Raw genomic sequence first — 17021 nt, forward strand, 5'->3', positions numbered from 1 at the left:
CTCCTGGGGCCCCTTGATTCTCGGTCATTGCCACCCGCAGGTGATCGAAGCGGTCGAGAAGGCGGTGCGCACCGGCATGAGCTTTGGCGCGCCGACCGAGGCCGAAATCGATCTGGCCGATCTGCTGTGCGACATGCTGCCGTCGCTGGAGCAGGTACGCCTGGTATCGAGCGGCACCGAGGCGACCATGAGTGCGATTCGCCTGGCGCGCGGCTTTACCGGCCGCGACAAGCTGATCAAGTTCGAGGGCTGCTATCACGGCCATTCCGACAGCCTGCTGGTCAAGGCCGGCTCCGGCCTGCTCACCTTCGGCAACCCGTCCAGCGCCGCACTGGAGGCCGTGTTTGCCGAGCATGGCAGCGAGATCGCCGCCATCATCGTCGAGCCCTACTGCGGCAATATGAATCTGGTGCGCCCGTCGATCGAGTTTGTGCATGCGATGCGCGCACTGACCGAGCAGCACGGCGCGGTGCTGATCTACGACGAGGTGATGACCGGCTTCCGGGTCGGCCTTGGCTGTGCGCAAGGCCTGCACGGCATCAAGCCCGACCTCACCACCCTGGGCAAGGTTGTCGGTGGCGGCATGCCACTGGCCGCATTTGGCGGCCGCGCCGACATCATGGCCAAGATCGCGCCGCTGGGCCCGGTGTACCAGGCCGGCACCCTGTCGGGCAATCCGGTTGCGGTAGCCGCCGGGCTTGCCACGCTCGGGCTGATCCGCGCGCCCGGCTTCTTCGAAACGCTCACCGCCCGTACCGCCCGCCTCGCCGCCGGGCTCAATACCGCTTCACGTGAAACCGGATCAACCTTCTGCGCCGACTCGGTCGGCGGCATGTTCGGCGTGTATTTCAATGCCACCGCGCCAAAATCCTATGCCGAGGTGATGAGCACCGACAAACCGCGCTTCAACGCCTTCTTCCACGGCCTGCTGGCCGAGGGCGTGTATATCGCTCCGGCCCTGTATGAAGCCGGCTTCGTATCGGCAGCACATAGCGACGCCGATATCGATGCGACGGTAGCGGCGGCGAAAAAGGTGCTGGCCACGCTGGCGAGCTAGCCACGCCATGCAGGAAGCCTTGCAAGCCCATCTGATCGATCTGGAAACCGAGCTACTGCGCGCAGATGCGCGGCGCTTGGATGCCTTGCTGGATGAGGCCTTTGAAGAAATCGGCGCATCGGGCCGCACATTCGGCAAAGCCGATGTGCTGGCCCGCTTGCCGGCCGAGGCCGCACCACGCTTCCTGCCCGAGGCATTCACTGCCCGCATGCTGGCCGAAGGATTGGCGCAGCTATGCTATCGCCTGACCATCATCCGCCCCGGCGAGGCGCCGACCCACTCCTTGCGCAGTTCGCTGTGGCGGCGGCGCGGCGTTGAGTGGCGCATGGTATTTCACCAAGGCACGCCGACACAGCCGCACACCGGTAGCGCAATTTCCTAGCCTGTATATCCCTGGCACCCAGGGAGCATCCGCCGGGGGGCCAAGCCCCCCTGCATTCCCGCGCAATACCATATCCCGCTGTCAACGGCATACCGCGAAGCGGACGCCGCCTATTTTGTCGGCCAGCAAGCCACCCTCTCAGCCATTGAGCTCGCCACAGGGCCGTTGTAGCAAGTGCCCTGAAGGCGCTCGCGCATCAGCCATTGATCTCTCTTTGAACTTGGCAAATCCCCTCGCACCACCCACATCGCCAGCCCCCGTGTTCCTGACCGGCAGATACGCGCTTCTACTGCATACCGCACAAACATGGCGATCTGCCTGCGGCTCTGCTGGCAAGCGACTGAGCTTGCCAGCTTGAAAAGCGACGCATGCATACGAAATTTCACAAGCTTCCCAGTTGTTTTTTCCTGTAAAGCGAAAATCGTTGCGCAATACCAACACAATTTCCCGTTCTCACTGATCGCCACGCGCGCATCGCATAGAAATTTTCAGTTTTTTCCCCGCCAGCTGCGGCGAAATTTCGCAGATCCCTCGCATCACCAACAAATTGCGCTGCATCCGTAAATCTTACGGAAGGGCCGCGATATTCACCGGCAGCGCGTAAATCAAATAGATATTCACATTTTATCGCCCACATAAACTGACCTCACTGATTCAACACAAGCCAGCACCGAGTTAATCAAAAAGCTTGTGTAGTTAATTAATCGACACAGAGGGAATTCAGAAATGGGCGAGCACTACAACTTCGAAGAAATCGATGTTTCCGATATCGGCGTCGAGATTGTCAATATTTCCACAATCACCACGACCTTGCATTTACCGGAAACCGGACACCCTTCGGTTGTCGTCCATCCCAATGGAATGCCCCTCACCCAATCCAACCAGCCTGCTTAACACCATCTCGCTTTCAGAAAAGGAAAAATCATGAATCGCAATGTGATCGCAAAGCTGGCAGTAAAGATGGGTGTGGCACTGGCTTTTGGTGCTTTGTTAGTACCGCAGGCAGCGGCCGATGAATGGGAATGTTGCACACCGATCAAGACCATTTTCAAGCTGCAAGCATCCGAAAAAATGGATCAGCTTAATCATGGCAAATCATATACCGCCAAAGCAGAAGCAATTGCAAAAACCAGGAACAAGCGCACCGCCATTCGGCGCCTGTAAGGAAGTCCCAATAAACGAATGGCATTTACTCAATGGAAAGTGAAACCAAATGAACGACACCATCAACTTCGACGATATCGACGTTGCAGCAATCGGCGTGGAAGGCATTGAAGTAGTCACCGTCAGCGACGCACTGGCACTGCCGGAAACCGGCGCATCCAGCGGCAGCAGCGGTTGCGGTTCCTGTTCTACCTGTGGCTCCAGCTCATGCTGCGGCAGCTGCGGCGGTTCGAAGGCAGCCGAATCGGCTGAATAAGCGAACAACTGCTGTAAGCGTTGTGCTTGCAGTGCGAGGTCGCCGGGCCCAGGCGGCCTCGCCTGCACACCAGGCCAGTGCCTTCCAGCCCGCAGCGGGCATTCCGACAGGCTCGAGAGAAAGAATCATGAAGATAGAAAACGTATCCCTGATGGACGCCACCAGCGTGCCAGAGCCGTTGCGGGTGCAGTCAGACCGGCCGATGGCGATCACCGTCGAAGCGGTGAGCAAGCACTATGGCGCCGTTACCGCCCTCAATGACGTTTCGCTGCAAATCCAGCAAGGTCATACCGTTGCCCTGATCGGACCGAATGGCGCCGGCAAATCGACCCTGGTCGAGATTCTGGTCGGTCTGAAAAAGCCGGACTCAGGCACGGTCAATGTGCTGGGCAATGATGTGGTACGCAATCCGCGCGCCAATGCCGAGCGGATCGGCGTGCAATTTCAGGATTCGCGGCTGTTTGACCAGCTCAGCGTGCGCGATTACCTGCAGCTATTCAAATCGTTTTATGCCCATTGCGTCGACCAGGACCAGCTGGTGGCCCAGCTTGGCCTGCAAGCCAGCCTCGATAAACGGGTGAAGTCCCTGTCGGGTGGTTATAAGCAACGCCTGGCGCTGGCACTGGCCCTGATCAATGACCCGGCCATGGTGTTTCTTGATGAGCCGGCCACCGGGCTGGACCCGATCGTGCGCCGGCAATTCTGGGATTTGATCCTGCAATTGAAGTCCGACAAAAAGACCATTCTGTTTTCCACGCATTACATGGAAGAAGCCAAGGTGCTGGCAGATTATCTGATCATGATTTCGCATGGCCGGATCATTGCTCAAGGCACCCAGGCTCAGATTATTTCCCAGGCAGGTTCCGATTGCGCATCACTCGATGACGCATACAAATTTCACGCACAGGCTGCCGAAAGGGGCGCGTCATGCTGATTCGCGGATTTACCGGATACTTTTTATCTGAAATGAAATTGGCACTGCGTGAGCCCATGGTGCTGTTTTCCCAATTTGCCTTGCCTGTCGCCATGTATGCCTTTTTCGGCATGGTATTCGGCCACGGCCCGTCGCAAATCGGTGCACCGAATTTTTACGATGACTACACCTCCAATTTTGTTGCACTGACCATGTTGAATGTGGCGCTGATGAATATCGGCCCCTCGCTGGTGATTTACAAGGAACGTGGCTTTCTCAAGCTGTTGATGACCACACCGATGGACCCGTCGGCGATCTGGCTGTCTGCCGTGATCAAATCCCTGATCATTTTCCTGGTGGGCTTTGCCGAGCTGGTGCTGGTGGGATGGCTGATGTTCCACAAGTTGCCGGTGCAAAGCGGTGTGCAGATGTTGCTGGCCATTGCCATCAGCGCCTACTGCCTGTTTTCACTGGGCTTCATGCTCGGCGCCATCTTCAAGCTCGCCAATACCGCCTTCGCCGCCAACAGCGTGCTGTTCCAGCTGATGTTGCTGCTGTCGGGCGCCAGCATTCCGCTCGCCGTCATGCCCAATGCCTTGCAGAGCGCCGCCAATATCCTGCCGATGACCCATGTGTTGCAGATCTTGCGCGCCGGCTGGCACGGCCAGCTGTTCGCCCAGGCCAATCTGCTGCCCTGCGTGTTCGCACTGACCACCGGCACGATCTTCGCCTTCACCGCGCGACAACTGTTCCGTCGCTCTTTCACCTGATCGCGCAACGCTACTGAGCAAGCACCTGATCCGGCCTCCCTGTTACCTACTGGTTGAATGAAATTGCGATGAAAGCTCCTGTTCAAGTACTGCCTATAGTCGGACTGCGTGTGGCCGGTGAGTCGGCAAGGCTGATCCGCAGCAATGGCGCCACCGTTGCCCTGCTGGCCGAGGGCGATGCACTGGCCCTGGCCCTGCGCGACACGGCCGCGCGCCTTGCCGCGCAGCTGGAAACCTATATGCCCGGCCTCGACGATGTGGCGCTCAGCCGTAGCCTGCTGCAGGCCAAACGAGATGTATTCAATTTGCGCGCCGTCCGACCGGCCGATCTGGGCCGGATTGCCAGCCTGATCAGTGCTGATCTGCTGCAGGCCCTGCGAGCCTTCGATCAGGAAATCGCACGGCTGCAGCAATGCCGCACTGGCCTGGAGGCCGCCTACCAGGGCGAACTGCTCGACTCGGAAGCCGATCTGCGCCAACTGTGCCAGCGATCCAACCTGGGCAAGGGCATCAGCTACTCGCACCCCGAGCTGTATGCCGAGCTGGAGCGGCTGTTCATCAGCGGCGATCACCACTACGACAGCAAGAAACGCCGCAATCTCGAAGACACGCTGATGCAGTATGCCTTGCGCTGCGTTACCAAGATCAGCCCCTTGTCCTCGTTTACCACCGTGTATTTCGGGCCATGGGCGCAAGACAGCAAGGCCGCCTTCGATGTGGCATTTGCCGGTGACACGCTATCGCTGGTCGAGCTCAAATCAGCCTTGTCGCGGCAATTGCTCGAGCCTTTGCTGAAAAACTATGCACTGGTGCGCAACAGCATGCCGCTGGCGCTGAACCCGACCATCGAAGCGCTCGATGGCGTGCTGAGCTGGCGCACCGTGGCAGCAGGCAGCTTGCTGACCGGCCGCACCTGGGGCACGGCGGAATCGCAGGTGCAGAGCAAGGACAATGCAGTGATCCGCTGCATACGCCATGTGTACAGCCAGGCCGGTGCGACAACGCTATCGGTGAACGATCTGCTTGCCGCCGTGTGCAAGCTGGCACCGAAATTGACAGCCGAGCAGGCCGAAGGGGTGGTCAGACAGCTGTTCGACGTGGGTGCGCTGCTGCCGTATACCGGGCTGCATGAGCAAATGGACCCGCTCGACGCCATCACCTCGGTAGTCGGGCAACTGGGCGGGCCATTGGCTGCGGCCTGCCAAGCACCGCTTTGCGCCATTGCCGCTTTGCTGGCGGAATTCGGCTCAGCGCCCGCCGCACAACGCGGAGAACTGGTCAACGGCATGCGCAATGCGGTTGATGCACTGGCGGCCGCCATCGGCTGCGAGTTGAATCCGAAGATCGCCCAGAGCACCTTCTTTGAAAACTGCTATCTGAAGGCACCGAGCCGCGCACTGAGCCAGGCGGCGCTGGCACCGTTTCACGATGACCTGGCCTTGTTGCTGGAAATGTCGCCACTGCTCGACTTCAACCAGCGCGTATTGTCCGATATGGCCGACTGCTTTGTTGCGCAGTTTGGCGTGGATGGGCGCTGCGACGATATCGAGGCATTTGTTCGCCACTTCGAATCCCACTATCGGCCCGGCACGTTCTTTTCCACCGAGCAGCCCAAGGAAAAAGCACCGCGCTCGCCTGAGACGCGGGCGCAACTGAAGGCCGGCAATGCCTTTATTGCCCTGGTGGCAAACGGCTTGCGCAGCGGTAGCGATGTGGTGCTGGAGCCTGCCGCGATCCGCCACATTCTCGATACCCTGCCGCAATCGGTGCGCCTGCGCTCGGTGTCACATTCCTTCCTCGGCCAGATCTGCCAGCACGATGGCCACAGCCCCAAGCTGGTGGTCAACCAGATACTCGGCGGTCGCGCCAGCATGATGTCGCGCTTTCTCGAATCGGTCAGCGACGAGGAATGCGCTGGCGTGCGGCGTTATCTGAAGGCCTCAAGCCAGCATGGCCGCTATGCCGCCCTGGCCGGCGTGTTCGGTTTCAATGCCAACCGGCACCCGCAACTGGCAGATGAAGAGCTGGATATCGGCGCCTTCGGCCCGGCCTGGCAAGGTAGCCGCAAGCTGGCACTGTCGTCCCTGCGCCTGCGTTACGACGCCGCCCATCACGGCATGCGCTTTGAAGATGCAGACGGCCAGCCGCTCGACATCTGGTACCAGGGCTTCCTGATTCCCTCGCTGCTGCCGCCGGTACATCGTGCGCTGGCCCTGGCGCTGACCGACGGCCATATCAATTTCTCGTTCAGCGCGCTGGTGGATGGCGGCGTAGCCGCCGGTGACCGGGTTACCGTCCTGCCGCGGGTATCGCTGGGCAAGCTGGTGCTGATGCGCCGCACCCATGTATTTCCCACCCCCTTCCTGCTTGATCCATCGCTCAAGCCATTCGAATTCTTCATGGCGTTTCAAGCCTGGTGGCAAGCGCACGGGCTGTCCCGCTCCTTCTATGTGCGCCTGTTGCCGCTCGATACCGATCCGGCCGCCAATCCTGCCTGGTGGAACCTCAATCCCAAGGACATGAAACCGTTCTATGTCCGCTACGACAACCCGCGTCTGGTGCGCTTGCTGCAGCGCGCCATGAAAAAGAACCGCCTTCCGCTGTTCATCACCGAAGCGTTGCCGGACATCGATGACCAGCATGTCACCGTCGCCGATGAACCACGGGTGGCAGAAATCCATTTTGAACTGTCGCATCCGGGCTACCGGAGCACCAAGCCAGCAAACGCACCCTTGCCGACCAATGAACTGGTGGAGGCTTGAGCATGTGGAACACCGTCAGCATTGTTTATTTCGGCGACCAGCTGGTCGCCAGCCTGCAGCAGCCGCTGCGTGCCGTGATCAGCGCGCTGCGTCAGCACGGCGTGGAACGCATCATGCTGCTGCCTCGCTGGAAATTCGGTCCACACCTCGATCTGGTGGCGGACTGCACAGCGGAGCAGTTTGAAACGCTGGTATTGCCGCTGTGCCAGCAACAGTTCGGCGACTGGATGGCCAGCCATCCGTCCACCACCACGCTCGATCCGCTCGACTACGAAACGCTGTCGCAGCGTCTCGCCCTGGTGGAACTGGAAAGCGGACCCTATCTGCCACTGCTGCCCAATAACAGTGTGCTGCGTGGCGACTATCAGCCGGCGCGGGCCTTGAAGCTGCCGCAGATTGCCAAGGCGAAAGAAACCTTCCTGTGCGACACGCTGGACCTGAGCCTTGACCTGCTGGCGGCGAGGCAAGGCGATCGTGACGGTGAGCAGTTCCTGCTGCTGTTGATGGCGATGATGGCCAGCATGGGCCAGCGCTATCGGCAAGGCGGCTTGTCGCGCGGCTATCTGTCTTATCGCTCGCACGCCGAGTATTTCTTCACCCTCTACGACAATGCCGCAGGTGCCGTGCGCCAGCAGTTCGACCGGCTGGACAGCAAGCTGGCACAGCAGGCCGACGCGGTAGTGCGTGCCGTGTGTGCTGCTACGCCCGAGCAGCTGCCGCTATCAGTCGAACTGCAAAGCTTGCTGCAGCGCTGGGAGCGGGTGCTGGACGAAACCGCGCGCAGCAACGAGGCGATCGTCGCCGAACACTATGTGGCGCTGCTGGCATCGGACACGCTGGATCGGCTGGCTAGCGAGGCCTCCGACCATATTCCGGCCCGGATCGTCACGGCCTCGCGAGAACGCGGTGCCGGCCCGGTAATGCAGGCCATGACCCAGGCCGAAGGGCAAAGGGTGCTGCAGTCGCCGGAATTCATGGCCTACCGCACCACCGTCAATTTTTTCTATTACCTGCTGCCCTTGCTGGGCATCTCGCCAATGAAGAAGTTCTGCCTGTGCCATCTGACTGCCAATGCGGTGGAGCGGGTACTGGGCACCTCCTGGCAACAGATCCTGGGGATTGGTCAAGCAAACGGAGCCGAGCATGCAGTCAATCATTGATGCCAGGCAGCTGCGCCTGAAGCACCATGTATTTTTCAAGGAAGTGCCGGACGGCGTGCTGTTCGACGCCGGTCGCCGCTCCTTCATCCTGCGCAATGCGGCCAGCTATCCACTGATCGCCCGCATCATCCAGCTGATGGATGCCGGCCGCACCTTGTCGGATATCCACGCCGCCTTGCCGACCAGCTGCCATGGCCTGTTCGACAACCTGATCCGCACCCTGCAGGCACACGATATGGTGCAGCAGGCTGTTGATGACACGCGGCTGACCGTGCCTGCCCACGCACAGCAGCTGTGGCGCTATCTGCAGGACAATCTGTCCGCCGCCGATTGCGCTGCGCGCTTTGCCGGCTGGCAGCAGGAAACCGTGCTGCTGGTCGGGGCAGGGTATGCGCTCAAGGCGGCAATCAATGCCTTGTCGGATGCCGACACCGGCCATATCGCCCTGGCCTGGCAAACCGGTATCGCAGCACAGCCGCAGCGCGAGGAGCTGGACAGCGTATTGAACCGCCATGGTCGCAGCGAAGGGCGCAGCTACCGCTGGCTGGATCCGGAGGCTGACTGGCCGGCTCGCTGCGGGCTGGTGATCTATGCATCCGACACCTGGCAACCGGCCATGGCCGAGCGCTGTGCGCAATTTGCCGCGCAGATGGGCGCACAGTGCGTACTTGCTGCCGTACGCGGGCAACACGGCCTGGTGATGGCGCCCACTGCCGGCAGCCTGCCTGCCTTGCCATCCAGCCTGCCCGATAGCGAGGAACAGAAGGCACACTCACCTGCCAGTTGCGCCTTGCTGGGTTGCCTTGCGGTACACCATGGCTTGCAGCTGTATTTCGGCCTGCGGCATGCCAGCCTGCCCGGTCACGTCCATGCCGTTTCGCCCTGGCTGGAGGTAAGCGAACATCCCCTGCATCAGAGTCGGTCTGCCGCTGCCCCGGTATCGCCCGCCACGGTGCAACTGCCGAAGGATCGCGAGCTGAGCCAGTATGAACAGCTGCGCATCGCCACCGCACCATGGTTCGACCCCTTGCTTGGCCGCTTCGATCTGACACCGAGCCAGCAACTGCGGCAGGTGCCGCTGTTTCACGAAGCCATTGCGGTGCGCAGCGCCGGCCAAGCCGCCAGCCAGCTCGCCGTAGGCTGGGGCTGCGATGCCGAAGAAGCCGGTTTGCGCGCACTGGCCCATGCCTTTGCCCTTGCCGCCGCTGCGGATATGCCGGGCAAGGCTTTCCTGGCCGCATTCGATTACCAGAGCTGGTACGACAACGCGCTGGCTCATGCTTTGGTGGCAAGGCCGGAATTTGCCGGGCAATGCCACAGTGTCCAGTTCGATCCGGCCAAGGTACACGGCGAAAAGGTGCAGCTGCTTGCCCGCCTGCTTCGCCTTTACCAACCGGCAGCCCTGCGCATTCGCCTTCATACCGTGCCCGGCCTGCCGGCCTGCCTTGCCGAATGCCATGCCGGCGAGCAACTGCTGGCCTCGGCCATCGGCACTACGCCCTTGCAAGCCATGGAACAGGCCCTCGGCGAAGCCTGCAGCCGCTGGCAACTGCGCGAGCTGGCGGCGGCCTATGGCGAAGTGAGTGCCTTTGCCGGCAAAGCAGCGAACGAGCTTGCCACGCCGCAGGAATGGCTGGCAGCACCACCCTCCATCAATCCCGGCCTGCTCGCTTCGCTGACCCTGCACACCCAGTTCTGGCGCGCAGGCTCCCTGCCGCTGAACACCTATTGCGGCCATATCAGCATTGTCGAGGGCAATCTCCATGGCTAAACCGGCTGCGCAGCACTGCATGCTGCATGACAACAATGCACTGGCCCTCGCCCTGGCCGACCAGCTGCCGGCCGCTGCGCTGCATCTGCTGGATGCCACGCCCGCGCTTGATGCACCGGCCGACCTGGTGATCGTGCATGCCGCCGGCGAGCGCTGGCCCTTGCTGGTTGCGGCCCAGCAACGGGCACGCGAGCAGTCACTGACCACCTTGTTCGTCACGGTCGAGCCAGATTCGGTATGGATCGGCCCGTTGGTACGACCCGCTGCGGCAACCTGCTTTCACTGCCTGAAATCCTGGCTGGCGAACAATCACCGTGATGGCTATCGCTGGTACAACCAGGCACAGCCCACCGTGCGCAAGGTGTCGACCGCTCCGCTGGCTCCGGCTGCCATCCTCGCCTACCAGACTTTGATGGCGCATCTGCTGGAACAGCTGGCTGCCGGCGACAGTGCCGGACTCGATGCTGCGGTATGGCGGCTGGATCTGGAAAGCCTGTGCAGCCGGCGCCATCGCTTGCTGCCCTGGTCCGGTTGCCCTTCCTGTCCCGCCCTGCCCGACGATAGCGCCGAGCTGGCCGAGCTGACGCTGCAGCCTCGCCTGAAAGCCCATGCCGATGCCGATCGCCAGGACAACCCGCTGCTGGATCTGCCGGCAATACGCGAGCACTTTGTCGACCGGCGCACCGGTCTGGTGCCGCATGTGTTTCATGACCTCAGCTCGCGCCTGATGCCGATGTTTGCCGCCGAGATGCCCATCGCCGATAGCGACACCATCGAGGTCGGTTACGGCCGCTCCGAAACCCGCCAGGGCTCGGAAATGGTGGCGGTGCTGGAAACGCTGGAGCGCTATGCCGGCCATGCACCACGCGGCAAGCGCACCACGGTGCGCGCCTGCTATGCCGAACTGGGCGATCAGGCGATCGACCCGCGCAGCTTTATCCTGCATGCGCCGGAGCAAGCCGCCGAACCCGGTTATGCGCTGCACCGCTACGACGATCATCTGGTGTTCGACTGGGTGTGGGGCTATTCCTTCCGTCGGCAACAGCCGGTGCTGGTGCCGGAACAGCTGGTCTATTACTGGCTGCCGGCACGGCCGGGCCGGCCGGCCAACCGCTTTGTGTTCGATACCTCCAGCGGCTGCGCCCTGGGCGGTTCGCTGGAAGAATCGACACTGTATGGCCTGTTTGAAGTGCTGGAGCGCGATGCCTATCTGACCACCTGGTACAACCGCCAGCCACCGGTCGAGGTCGATCTCGACAGCATCGCGCATGAGCCGATCCAGGCATTGCGGGCCCGAACCCAGTCCGAAGGGTTCGAATTGCATGTCTACGATATCCGCCACGATATCGACGTGCCGGTGTTCTGGGCCATGATCGTCGACCCGCGACCCGATGCACCGGTCAAGTCGTATTGCGCGGCAGGTGCACATCTGCGCCCGGAGCGGGCGATCTATAGCGCCCTGGTCGAAGTCAGCACCTCGATGGGGGTCTACCAGCGCAGCCTGCCTGCCTTGCGCGACAAGGCACAGGCCATGCTCGACGACGGCAGCCGCGTGCAGGCGATGTCCGACCATGTCTTGCTGTACAGCCTGCCCGAAACCTACCCGCGCCTGCAGTTCCTGCATCAAGGGCCTGGCGCGTCGCTGGCCAGCCTGCATCCGCAACGGCCACGCCAGCAGGATCTGACTGCCGAGTTGCGCGAGCAGATCGACAAGGTTCTGGCGGTGGCCGAGGACGTGATCGTGGTGGACCAAGGCTTCGAGCAGTTGGCCGAGCATGGCCTGAGCTGCGCCAAGGTGCTGGTACCGGGCTTGCTGCCGATGACCTTCGGCCATCAATACCGGCGCGTATCGCTGGCACGGCTGGACAAGGCGGCCCGCCATGCGCAGGCAAAACCGGTGATGTCGCTGGCCGATATCAATCCGTTTCCGCATAACTTTCCCTAAGAAACGGCGCCGCCATGACCACCATGATTCAAGCCGATGCCTGGGTGCTGGGCAGCTACCGCAAGCTCGATGCGCTCGACGTACCGGCCTTTCACGGCAACGGGCTGGCAGCGGCTCAGGCGCCGCGCCGCCATAGCCGGGCGGCCCGCCTGCTGCCGCTCACGACGCGCTGGCCACAGCAGTTGCAACGCTTCGCCGACTTTGTTGCCGGCAAACCGGCCACCGGCCTGTCGACCGATAGCGCCCTGCAGATCGTGCTGCGCTACTGCGCCTCACCCTTGCGCCATGAGCCGCTCAATTCCTATCGACTGCATCGTGCAGTCGCTTCGACCCGCAGCTTCTTCCCGCTGCAATTGCAGCTGCTGGTGCGCGGGGAGGACGGGCAGCTGCGCCGCTACCGTTACCTGAGCGAGCATCACGCGCTGGAAGAAGTCGCGCTGGCCGCCCCGGCGCCCGAGCTGCCAGCGAATTGCAATATGGCCATCATCGGCGTGGGCCGCTATTGGCTGATGGCCGGCAAATACGCCGAGTTCACCCCGTTTGCGGTGACGCTGGAGGCCGGCATGGTGCAAGCGCAGCTTGATCATCTGACCCGCATGGTCGGCTGGCAGACCGAGCCGCTGACCATTAGCGATGGCCGCTGGCATCAGGCGCTGGGCCTTGCCGATATGGAAAGCCTGGGTGTGGCGATCGGCATCCGGCTCGCCACGCCATGGCAGCCACCCGTTGCAAGCCATTCGGCCATGGTTGCCGATTGGCAGCCAGCGAGCGGCATTGCGCAACGGTTTGGCCGCCTGGCGCAACTGGCAGCCTTGTTCGATCCGGCGGCAAACCGGTCGCCCGGCACCCGCCATCCGGCCCCACCGGCAGCGCCGGCGCCCGTCGAACCGGCGCAGCTGAAACTGGGTGCCGCTGGCGAACGCGAGGTGTTGACGGTGCTGGCCGAGCGCAGCTCGGGCAATGACGCGGTCGGCTTCGCACCGATAGCACCGCCAAGCGATCGCGCAGCGTTTGAACAGCTGATGGCGGTGTGGCAGGCGCTATCGCAGCAGCGACAACGCCTGCCAGGCGAGGAGGCACTGACGGTAAGCGTGGCCTGGCTCAATCCGGCCGGCGAGCCGATCGGCCTGTATGACCTGCAGGGCCAGCCGCTGCACGGCCAGGCTGATCCTCGTGCCTTTGTCCGCCAGCTGGAGGCCAGCCTGCCGCACCAGCTGTTCCGCTTCAATATGGCCGCGCTGTCCTATGTGTTCCTGATCGGTGCCGACATTCCGGCCGCCACCGCGCGGCATGGCGACTTTGCCCTGCGCCGCTTGCATCTGGCGGCCGGCGCCGTGGCACAGGACATCAGCCTGGCCCTGACCGCCTTCGGCATGTTTGCCCGACCGGTCCGCATGCTCAAGGAGATGGACCTGGCCAGTAGCTGGAATCTGGCCGACTACCCCGTCTATCAGCTTCTGGCGGGTTTCAATCGCAGTGCCAACTGGGCAATGGAGTTGATGTGAACATGAATAACGATTGGTATTGCCTGCATGTATTTCTGTCGGACCATGAGGCCGGCACTGAATTCCTGCTCGACTGGCTGCAGCCCAAGGTGCGGCAGCTCGGCGAGACCGGAGCCAGCCGTGGCTGGTTTTTCCTGCGCTACTGGCACGGTGGGCCGCATTTCCGTATCCGCTGGAAGGGCTTGCATGGAGAAACCCGCCAGTCGCTGCATGCCGATGCGGTGCAGGCGGCACAACACTGGTCAGCCAGCAATCCGCCCAGCCGCGAAGCCTACTACGCGCTGCATACCTTCGATGGCCAGCCGGAAGATGTGGCCAGCCTGCCATGGTGGGACGAGGGCTCGGTAGCCGAGCTGCCCTATGAGCCGGAATGGGATCGCTATGGCGGCGAGCTTGGCACCGAGGTCAATGAAGCGCTGTTCGAGCTGTCCAGCAATATCAGCCTGGCGGTGATACGCGCCAGCCAGCACGATCTGTCGCGGCGGATCAGCCTGGCCCTGCCGCTGATGTCGGCCTCGGTATTGGCCTTCGACCCGAAGGGGAGCAGCCTGCGCGAATTTTTCCAGCGCTATGCCAACTACTGGCAAGCCATTGCCGGCGACAGCGCCGCCAGCCCGCATGCGCTGGCCGGCGTAGCCCAACATGCACAGGCGCTGCGCGCGCAGATTGTGCGCATAGCGGCCGGCAGTCCGGCCAAGGGTGCGGAAGCGATGTGGGTGCAGGGTTTGCAGCAGGCGTTCCGGCGCTTTGACGCCTTGCGCGAGGCCGGCCAGCTGCGCTCGCCGCTGTTTGCCGGGCCGGTACGCGATGCGCGCCAGTTTGAAGATGCCGTCTTCAGCATGCTCAGCTCGCAAATCCACATGATGAACAACCGCCTCGGTTTTGCACCGGCCCATGAATACCTGCTGGCGCAATCGCTGATTCGTGCAGCCGATCTGCTGCGCAGCCAGGACAGCCAGGCGCAGATCGCGCTCGCCACAGCCATCGCCTGAGCCAGAGGACAACCATGAGCTATCTGACCCTGATTTTCGATCAGCTACGTGCCCACAAGGGGCGCAGCGCCCTGTTGCTGCTCACCGTGCTGATTGCCTTCTTTGTGTTCGGCATGCTGGGCACGCTGTATTTCTCGATGAATAGCGGTAGCGATGAAGTGGCATCGATGCGCCTGATCATGACCAACCAGGCCGGCATGACCACGCCCTTGCCGATGGCTTACCGGCAGAAGATCCAGGCGATCGCCGGGGTGAAGGAGGTGGGCTATGCCACCTGGCTGGGCAGCTATTACCAGGATCGGCGCCAGGCTGTGCTGACCTTTGCGGTCGAGCCGGCCACCTGGTTGCGCCAGCATCCGGATATGGCATTGAGCGAGGAAGATGCCGCACGGTTTCTGCGCCAGAAAAACGGCCTGTTGGTCAGCGAAGCCCTGGCGCGCAAATTCAACTGGAAGGTCGGCGACAGCATTCCGCTTGGCTCCATCCTGTATGAGCCGCCAGCCGGCGAACCGAGCTGGCGCTACCAGGTTTCCGGCATCTATGTCAGCAAGGATTCGGGCGGGGGACGCAATTACATGATCACCCACTACGACTACCTGAACGAGAACCGCCAGTTCTGGCGCGACACCACCGGCGCCTTTATGGTGACCGCGCAGCCCGGAGTGAAGATCGACGAGCTGGGATCGCGTATCGACGCCTATTTTGCCCAATCGGAAGCGCGCACCCTGTCGGCCACCGATCGCGCCTTCCATATGGATTTCTTCGCCCAGTTCGGCGACATCCTGTTCCTGATCAAGTGCGTGGTCGGCTCGGCCTTTGCGTCGCTGCTGCTGATCGTCTCGTCAACCGCAGCCCTGACCATCCGGCAACGCACTCGCGATCTGGCGGTGCTCAAGGTGGTCGGCTTTCACCGTCGGCAGATCATGGCCCTGGTGCTCGGCGAGATCTTGCTGCTGACCTTTGCCGGCGGCCTGCTCGGCCTTGGCGGCGCCGCCCTGTTCAATGCCGCGCTGACCGGCGCCATTCCCGAATACCTGCCCGACATCGTCATGCCCTGGCCGGTCGTGCTGCAGTCGCTGCTGATCATGATGCTGCTGGGTCTGGTAGCGGCCTGCCTGCCGGTATTGCTGGCGCTGCGCACCCGGCCGGTGCAGGCCTTTTCGATTGAAAACTGAGGGAATGATGATGAAACAGTATGTCGTGTTGCTGCAGATTTCCCTGGCCAGCCTGCGGCGCGCCCACTGGGCATCCTTGACCATCGTGATGTGCGTGGCGGTGGTGGTGCTGGTGCTGCAGGGCTTTCTGGCAATGATTGCCGGCTTTGAACAATCGGCGAAAAACACCGGAGCTGCCGATGTGGCGGTGGTGCTCGATGCACAGGCTACCTCGGAGAACAGCAGCAATATCACCCGGGAGCAACTGGAAATCATCAAGAGCATGCCGGCGCTGCGCGGACCGGATGGCCGTGCGCATATTTCGCCTGAGCTGACCGCCATCGTCGGCGGCAGCCGCGCCGGCGACAAGGTACGCATCAATATGACCCTGCGCGGACTTGGGAAGGAGGGCATCGCCCTGCGCCGGGGCTTTCAGCTGCTGCAGGGTCGGCTGCCTGCGCCTGCCAGCCGCGAGATCATCGTCGGCCGCCGCCTGATGGCCGAAGTGGAAGGTCTGGCGCTGAACCACAGCATTCGCCTTGGCAGCAGCGACTGGCGCGTAGTGGGCGTGTTCGCGCTGGAAGGCAATCTGTTCGAGTCGGAAATCTGGAGCGATCTGGCTTCGGTACAGGATGCTTTCAACCGCGCCAATCAATACCAGGCGATTCGCATCGGTTTGCCCGATGCGGCAGCCCTGGCCGGGGCAGCGGCGCAGAGCAGCAGTGATCCACGGCTTGGCCTGCAGCTGATGAGCGAGCACGAGTATCTGCAGGCGCAGGCTTCCAGCGGCGTATTCCTGGCGCAGTACTTCGGCTGGCCACTGGCGCTGATGCTGGCGCTCGGTGTGGTAGCCGGCATTTACAACGTCATCCAGATTTCCATCCAGGGCCGCAGCCGCGCCAATCGTATCCTGGGCCAACTCGGTTTCGGCCGCTGGCCGCTGTTTGCCAGCCTGCTGTCCGAATCGGTCCTGCTGTCCCTGCTCGGCGCCGCCCTGGGCAGCCTGCTCGCCTATGTGCTGATTGATGGCCTGGTGACCTCGACACTCAGCGTCGGCTTCACCACCCGTACTTTCTCGTTGCGGCTGCAGCCGCACATCCTGCTGCAGGCAGTGCTGCTGGCGACAGCGATCGGCATTTGCGGCGGCATCCGGCCGGCCTGGCAAGGCTCGGCCAGTACGGCGAAATAAG

At 62.3% G+C, this 17021-nt stretch carries 15 protein-coding genes; all 15 read left to right on the plus strand.

The window, feature by feature from the left end; all coding sequences use genetic code 11:
• On the plus strand, positions 1-1057 hold a 1057-nt coding region (locus ACE3OH_RS09150), incomplete at its 5' end, for a glutamate-1-semialdehyde 2,1-aminomutase (protein ID WP_374351107.1).
• 7 nt (positions 1058-1064) lie between these two features.
• Entirely contained in the window at positions 1065-1439 is a 375-nt protein-coding gene (locus tag ACE3OH_RS09155; protein ID WP_374351110.1) for a DUF4440 domain-containing protein, read from the plus strand.
• Positions 1440-2165: 726 nt separating this feature from the next.
• Positions 2166-2333: a hypothetical protein gene (locus ACE3OH_RS09160; protein WP_374351112.1), complete on the plus strand. Its 168-nt coding sequence runs from the start codon at positions 2166-2168 to the stop codon at positions 2331-2333.
• A gap of 30 nt (positions 2334-2363) precedes the next feature.
• Complete coding sequence (locus ACE3OH_RS09165) at positions 2364-2603, plus strand: hypothetical protein (RefSeq protein WP_374351114.1); 240 nt, start codon at positions 2364-2366, stop codon at positions 2601-2603.
• A gap of 49 nt (positions 2604-2652) precedes the next feature.
• A complete protein-coding gene (locus ACE3OH_RS09170) occupies positions 2653-2859 on the plus strand; it encodes a thiazolylpeptide-type bacteriocin (RefSeq protein ID WP_374351116.1) in 207 nt (68 codons plus the stop codon).
• 127 nt (positions 2860-2986) lie between these two features.
• Positions 2987-3793 carry an ABC transporter ATP-binding protein gene (locus tag ACE3OH_RS09175; RefSeq protein WP_374351118.1) on the plus strand — a complete coding sequence of 269 codons (807 nt, stop codon included), beginning with the start codon at positions 2987-2989 and terminating at the stop codon, positions 3791-3793.
• 32 nt (positions 3794-3825) lie between these two features.
• Entirely contained in the window at positions 3826-4542 is a 717-nt protein-coding gene (locus ACE3OH_RS09180) for an ABC transporter permease (protein ID WP_374351120.1), read from the plus strand.
• A gap of 68 nt (positions 4543-4610) precedes the next feature.
• Complete coding sequence (locus ACE3OH_RS09185) at positions 4611-7304, plus strand: lantibiotic dehydratase (protein WP_374351122.1); 2694 nt, start codon at positions 4611-4613, stop codon at positions 7302-7304.
• Between the two features lie 2 nt (positions 7305-7306).
• A complete protein-coding gene (locus tag ACE3OH_RS09190) occupies positions 7307-8464 on the plus strand; it encodes a lantibiotic dehydratase C-terminal domain-containing protein (protein WP_374351124.1) in 1158 nt (385 codons plus the stop codon).
• The gene (locus tag ACE3OH_RS09195; protein WP_374351126.1) at positions 8448-10235 is read left to right on the plus strand and encodes a hypothetical protein; all 1788 of its coding nucleotides are present in this window, start codon (positions 8448-8450) and stop codon (positions 10233-10235) included. The genes ACE3OH_RS09190 and ACE3OH_RS09195 overlap by 17 nt, the downstream gene beginning before the upstream one ends.
• Positions 10228-12180 carry a TOMM precursor leader peptide-binding protein gene (locus tag ACE3OH_RS09200; RefSeq protein WP_374351128.1) on the plus strand — a complete coding sequence of 651 codons (1953 nt, stop codon included), beginning with the start codon at positions 10228-10230 and terminating at the stop codon, positions 12178-12180. The genes ACE3OH_RS09195 and ACE3OH_RS09200 overlap by 8 nt, the downstream gene beginning before the upstream one ends.
• 14 nt (positions 12181-12194) lie before the next feature.
• Positions 12195-13685 (plus strand): hypothetical protein, encoded by a 1491-nt coding sequence (locus ACE3OH_RS09205; RefSeq protein WP_374351130.1) that lies wholly within the window; start codon positions 12195-12197, stop codon positions 13683-13685.
• Positions 13686-13687: 2 nt separating this feature from the next.
• Positions 13688-14677 (plus strand): lantibiotic dehydratase C-terminal domain-containing protein, encoded by a 990-nt coding sequence (locus ACE3OH_RS09210; protein WP_374351137.1) that lies wholly within the window; start codon positions 13688-13690, stop codon positions 14675-14677.
• Between the two features lie 14 nt (positions 14678-14691).
• On the plus strand, positions 14692-15852 hold the full coding sequence (locus ACE3OH_RS09215; protein WP_374351132.1) for an ABC transporter permease: 1161 nt from the start codon (positions 14692-14694) through the stop codon (positions 15850-15852).
• Between the two features lie 4 nt (positions 15853-15856).
• Positions 15857-17020 (plus strand): ABC transporter permease, encoded by a 1164-nt coding sequence (locus ACE3OH_RS09220; RefSeq protein WP_374351134.1) that lies wholly within the window; start codon positions 15857-15859, stop codon positions 17018-17020.
• The last annotated feature ends 1 nt before the right edge of the window (position 17021 follow it).

The sequence above is a fragment of the Chitinimonas sp. genome (assembly GCF_041904975.1).
In the GTDB taxonomy this organism is placed as follows: Bacteria; Pseudomonadota; Gammaproteobacteria; order Burkholderiales; family Chitinimonadaceae; genus Chitinimonas.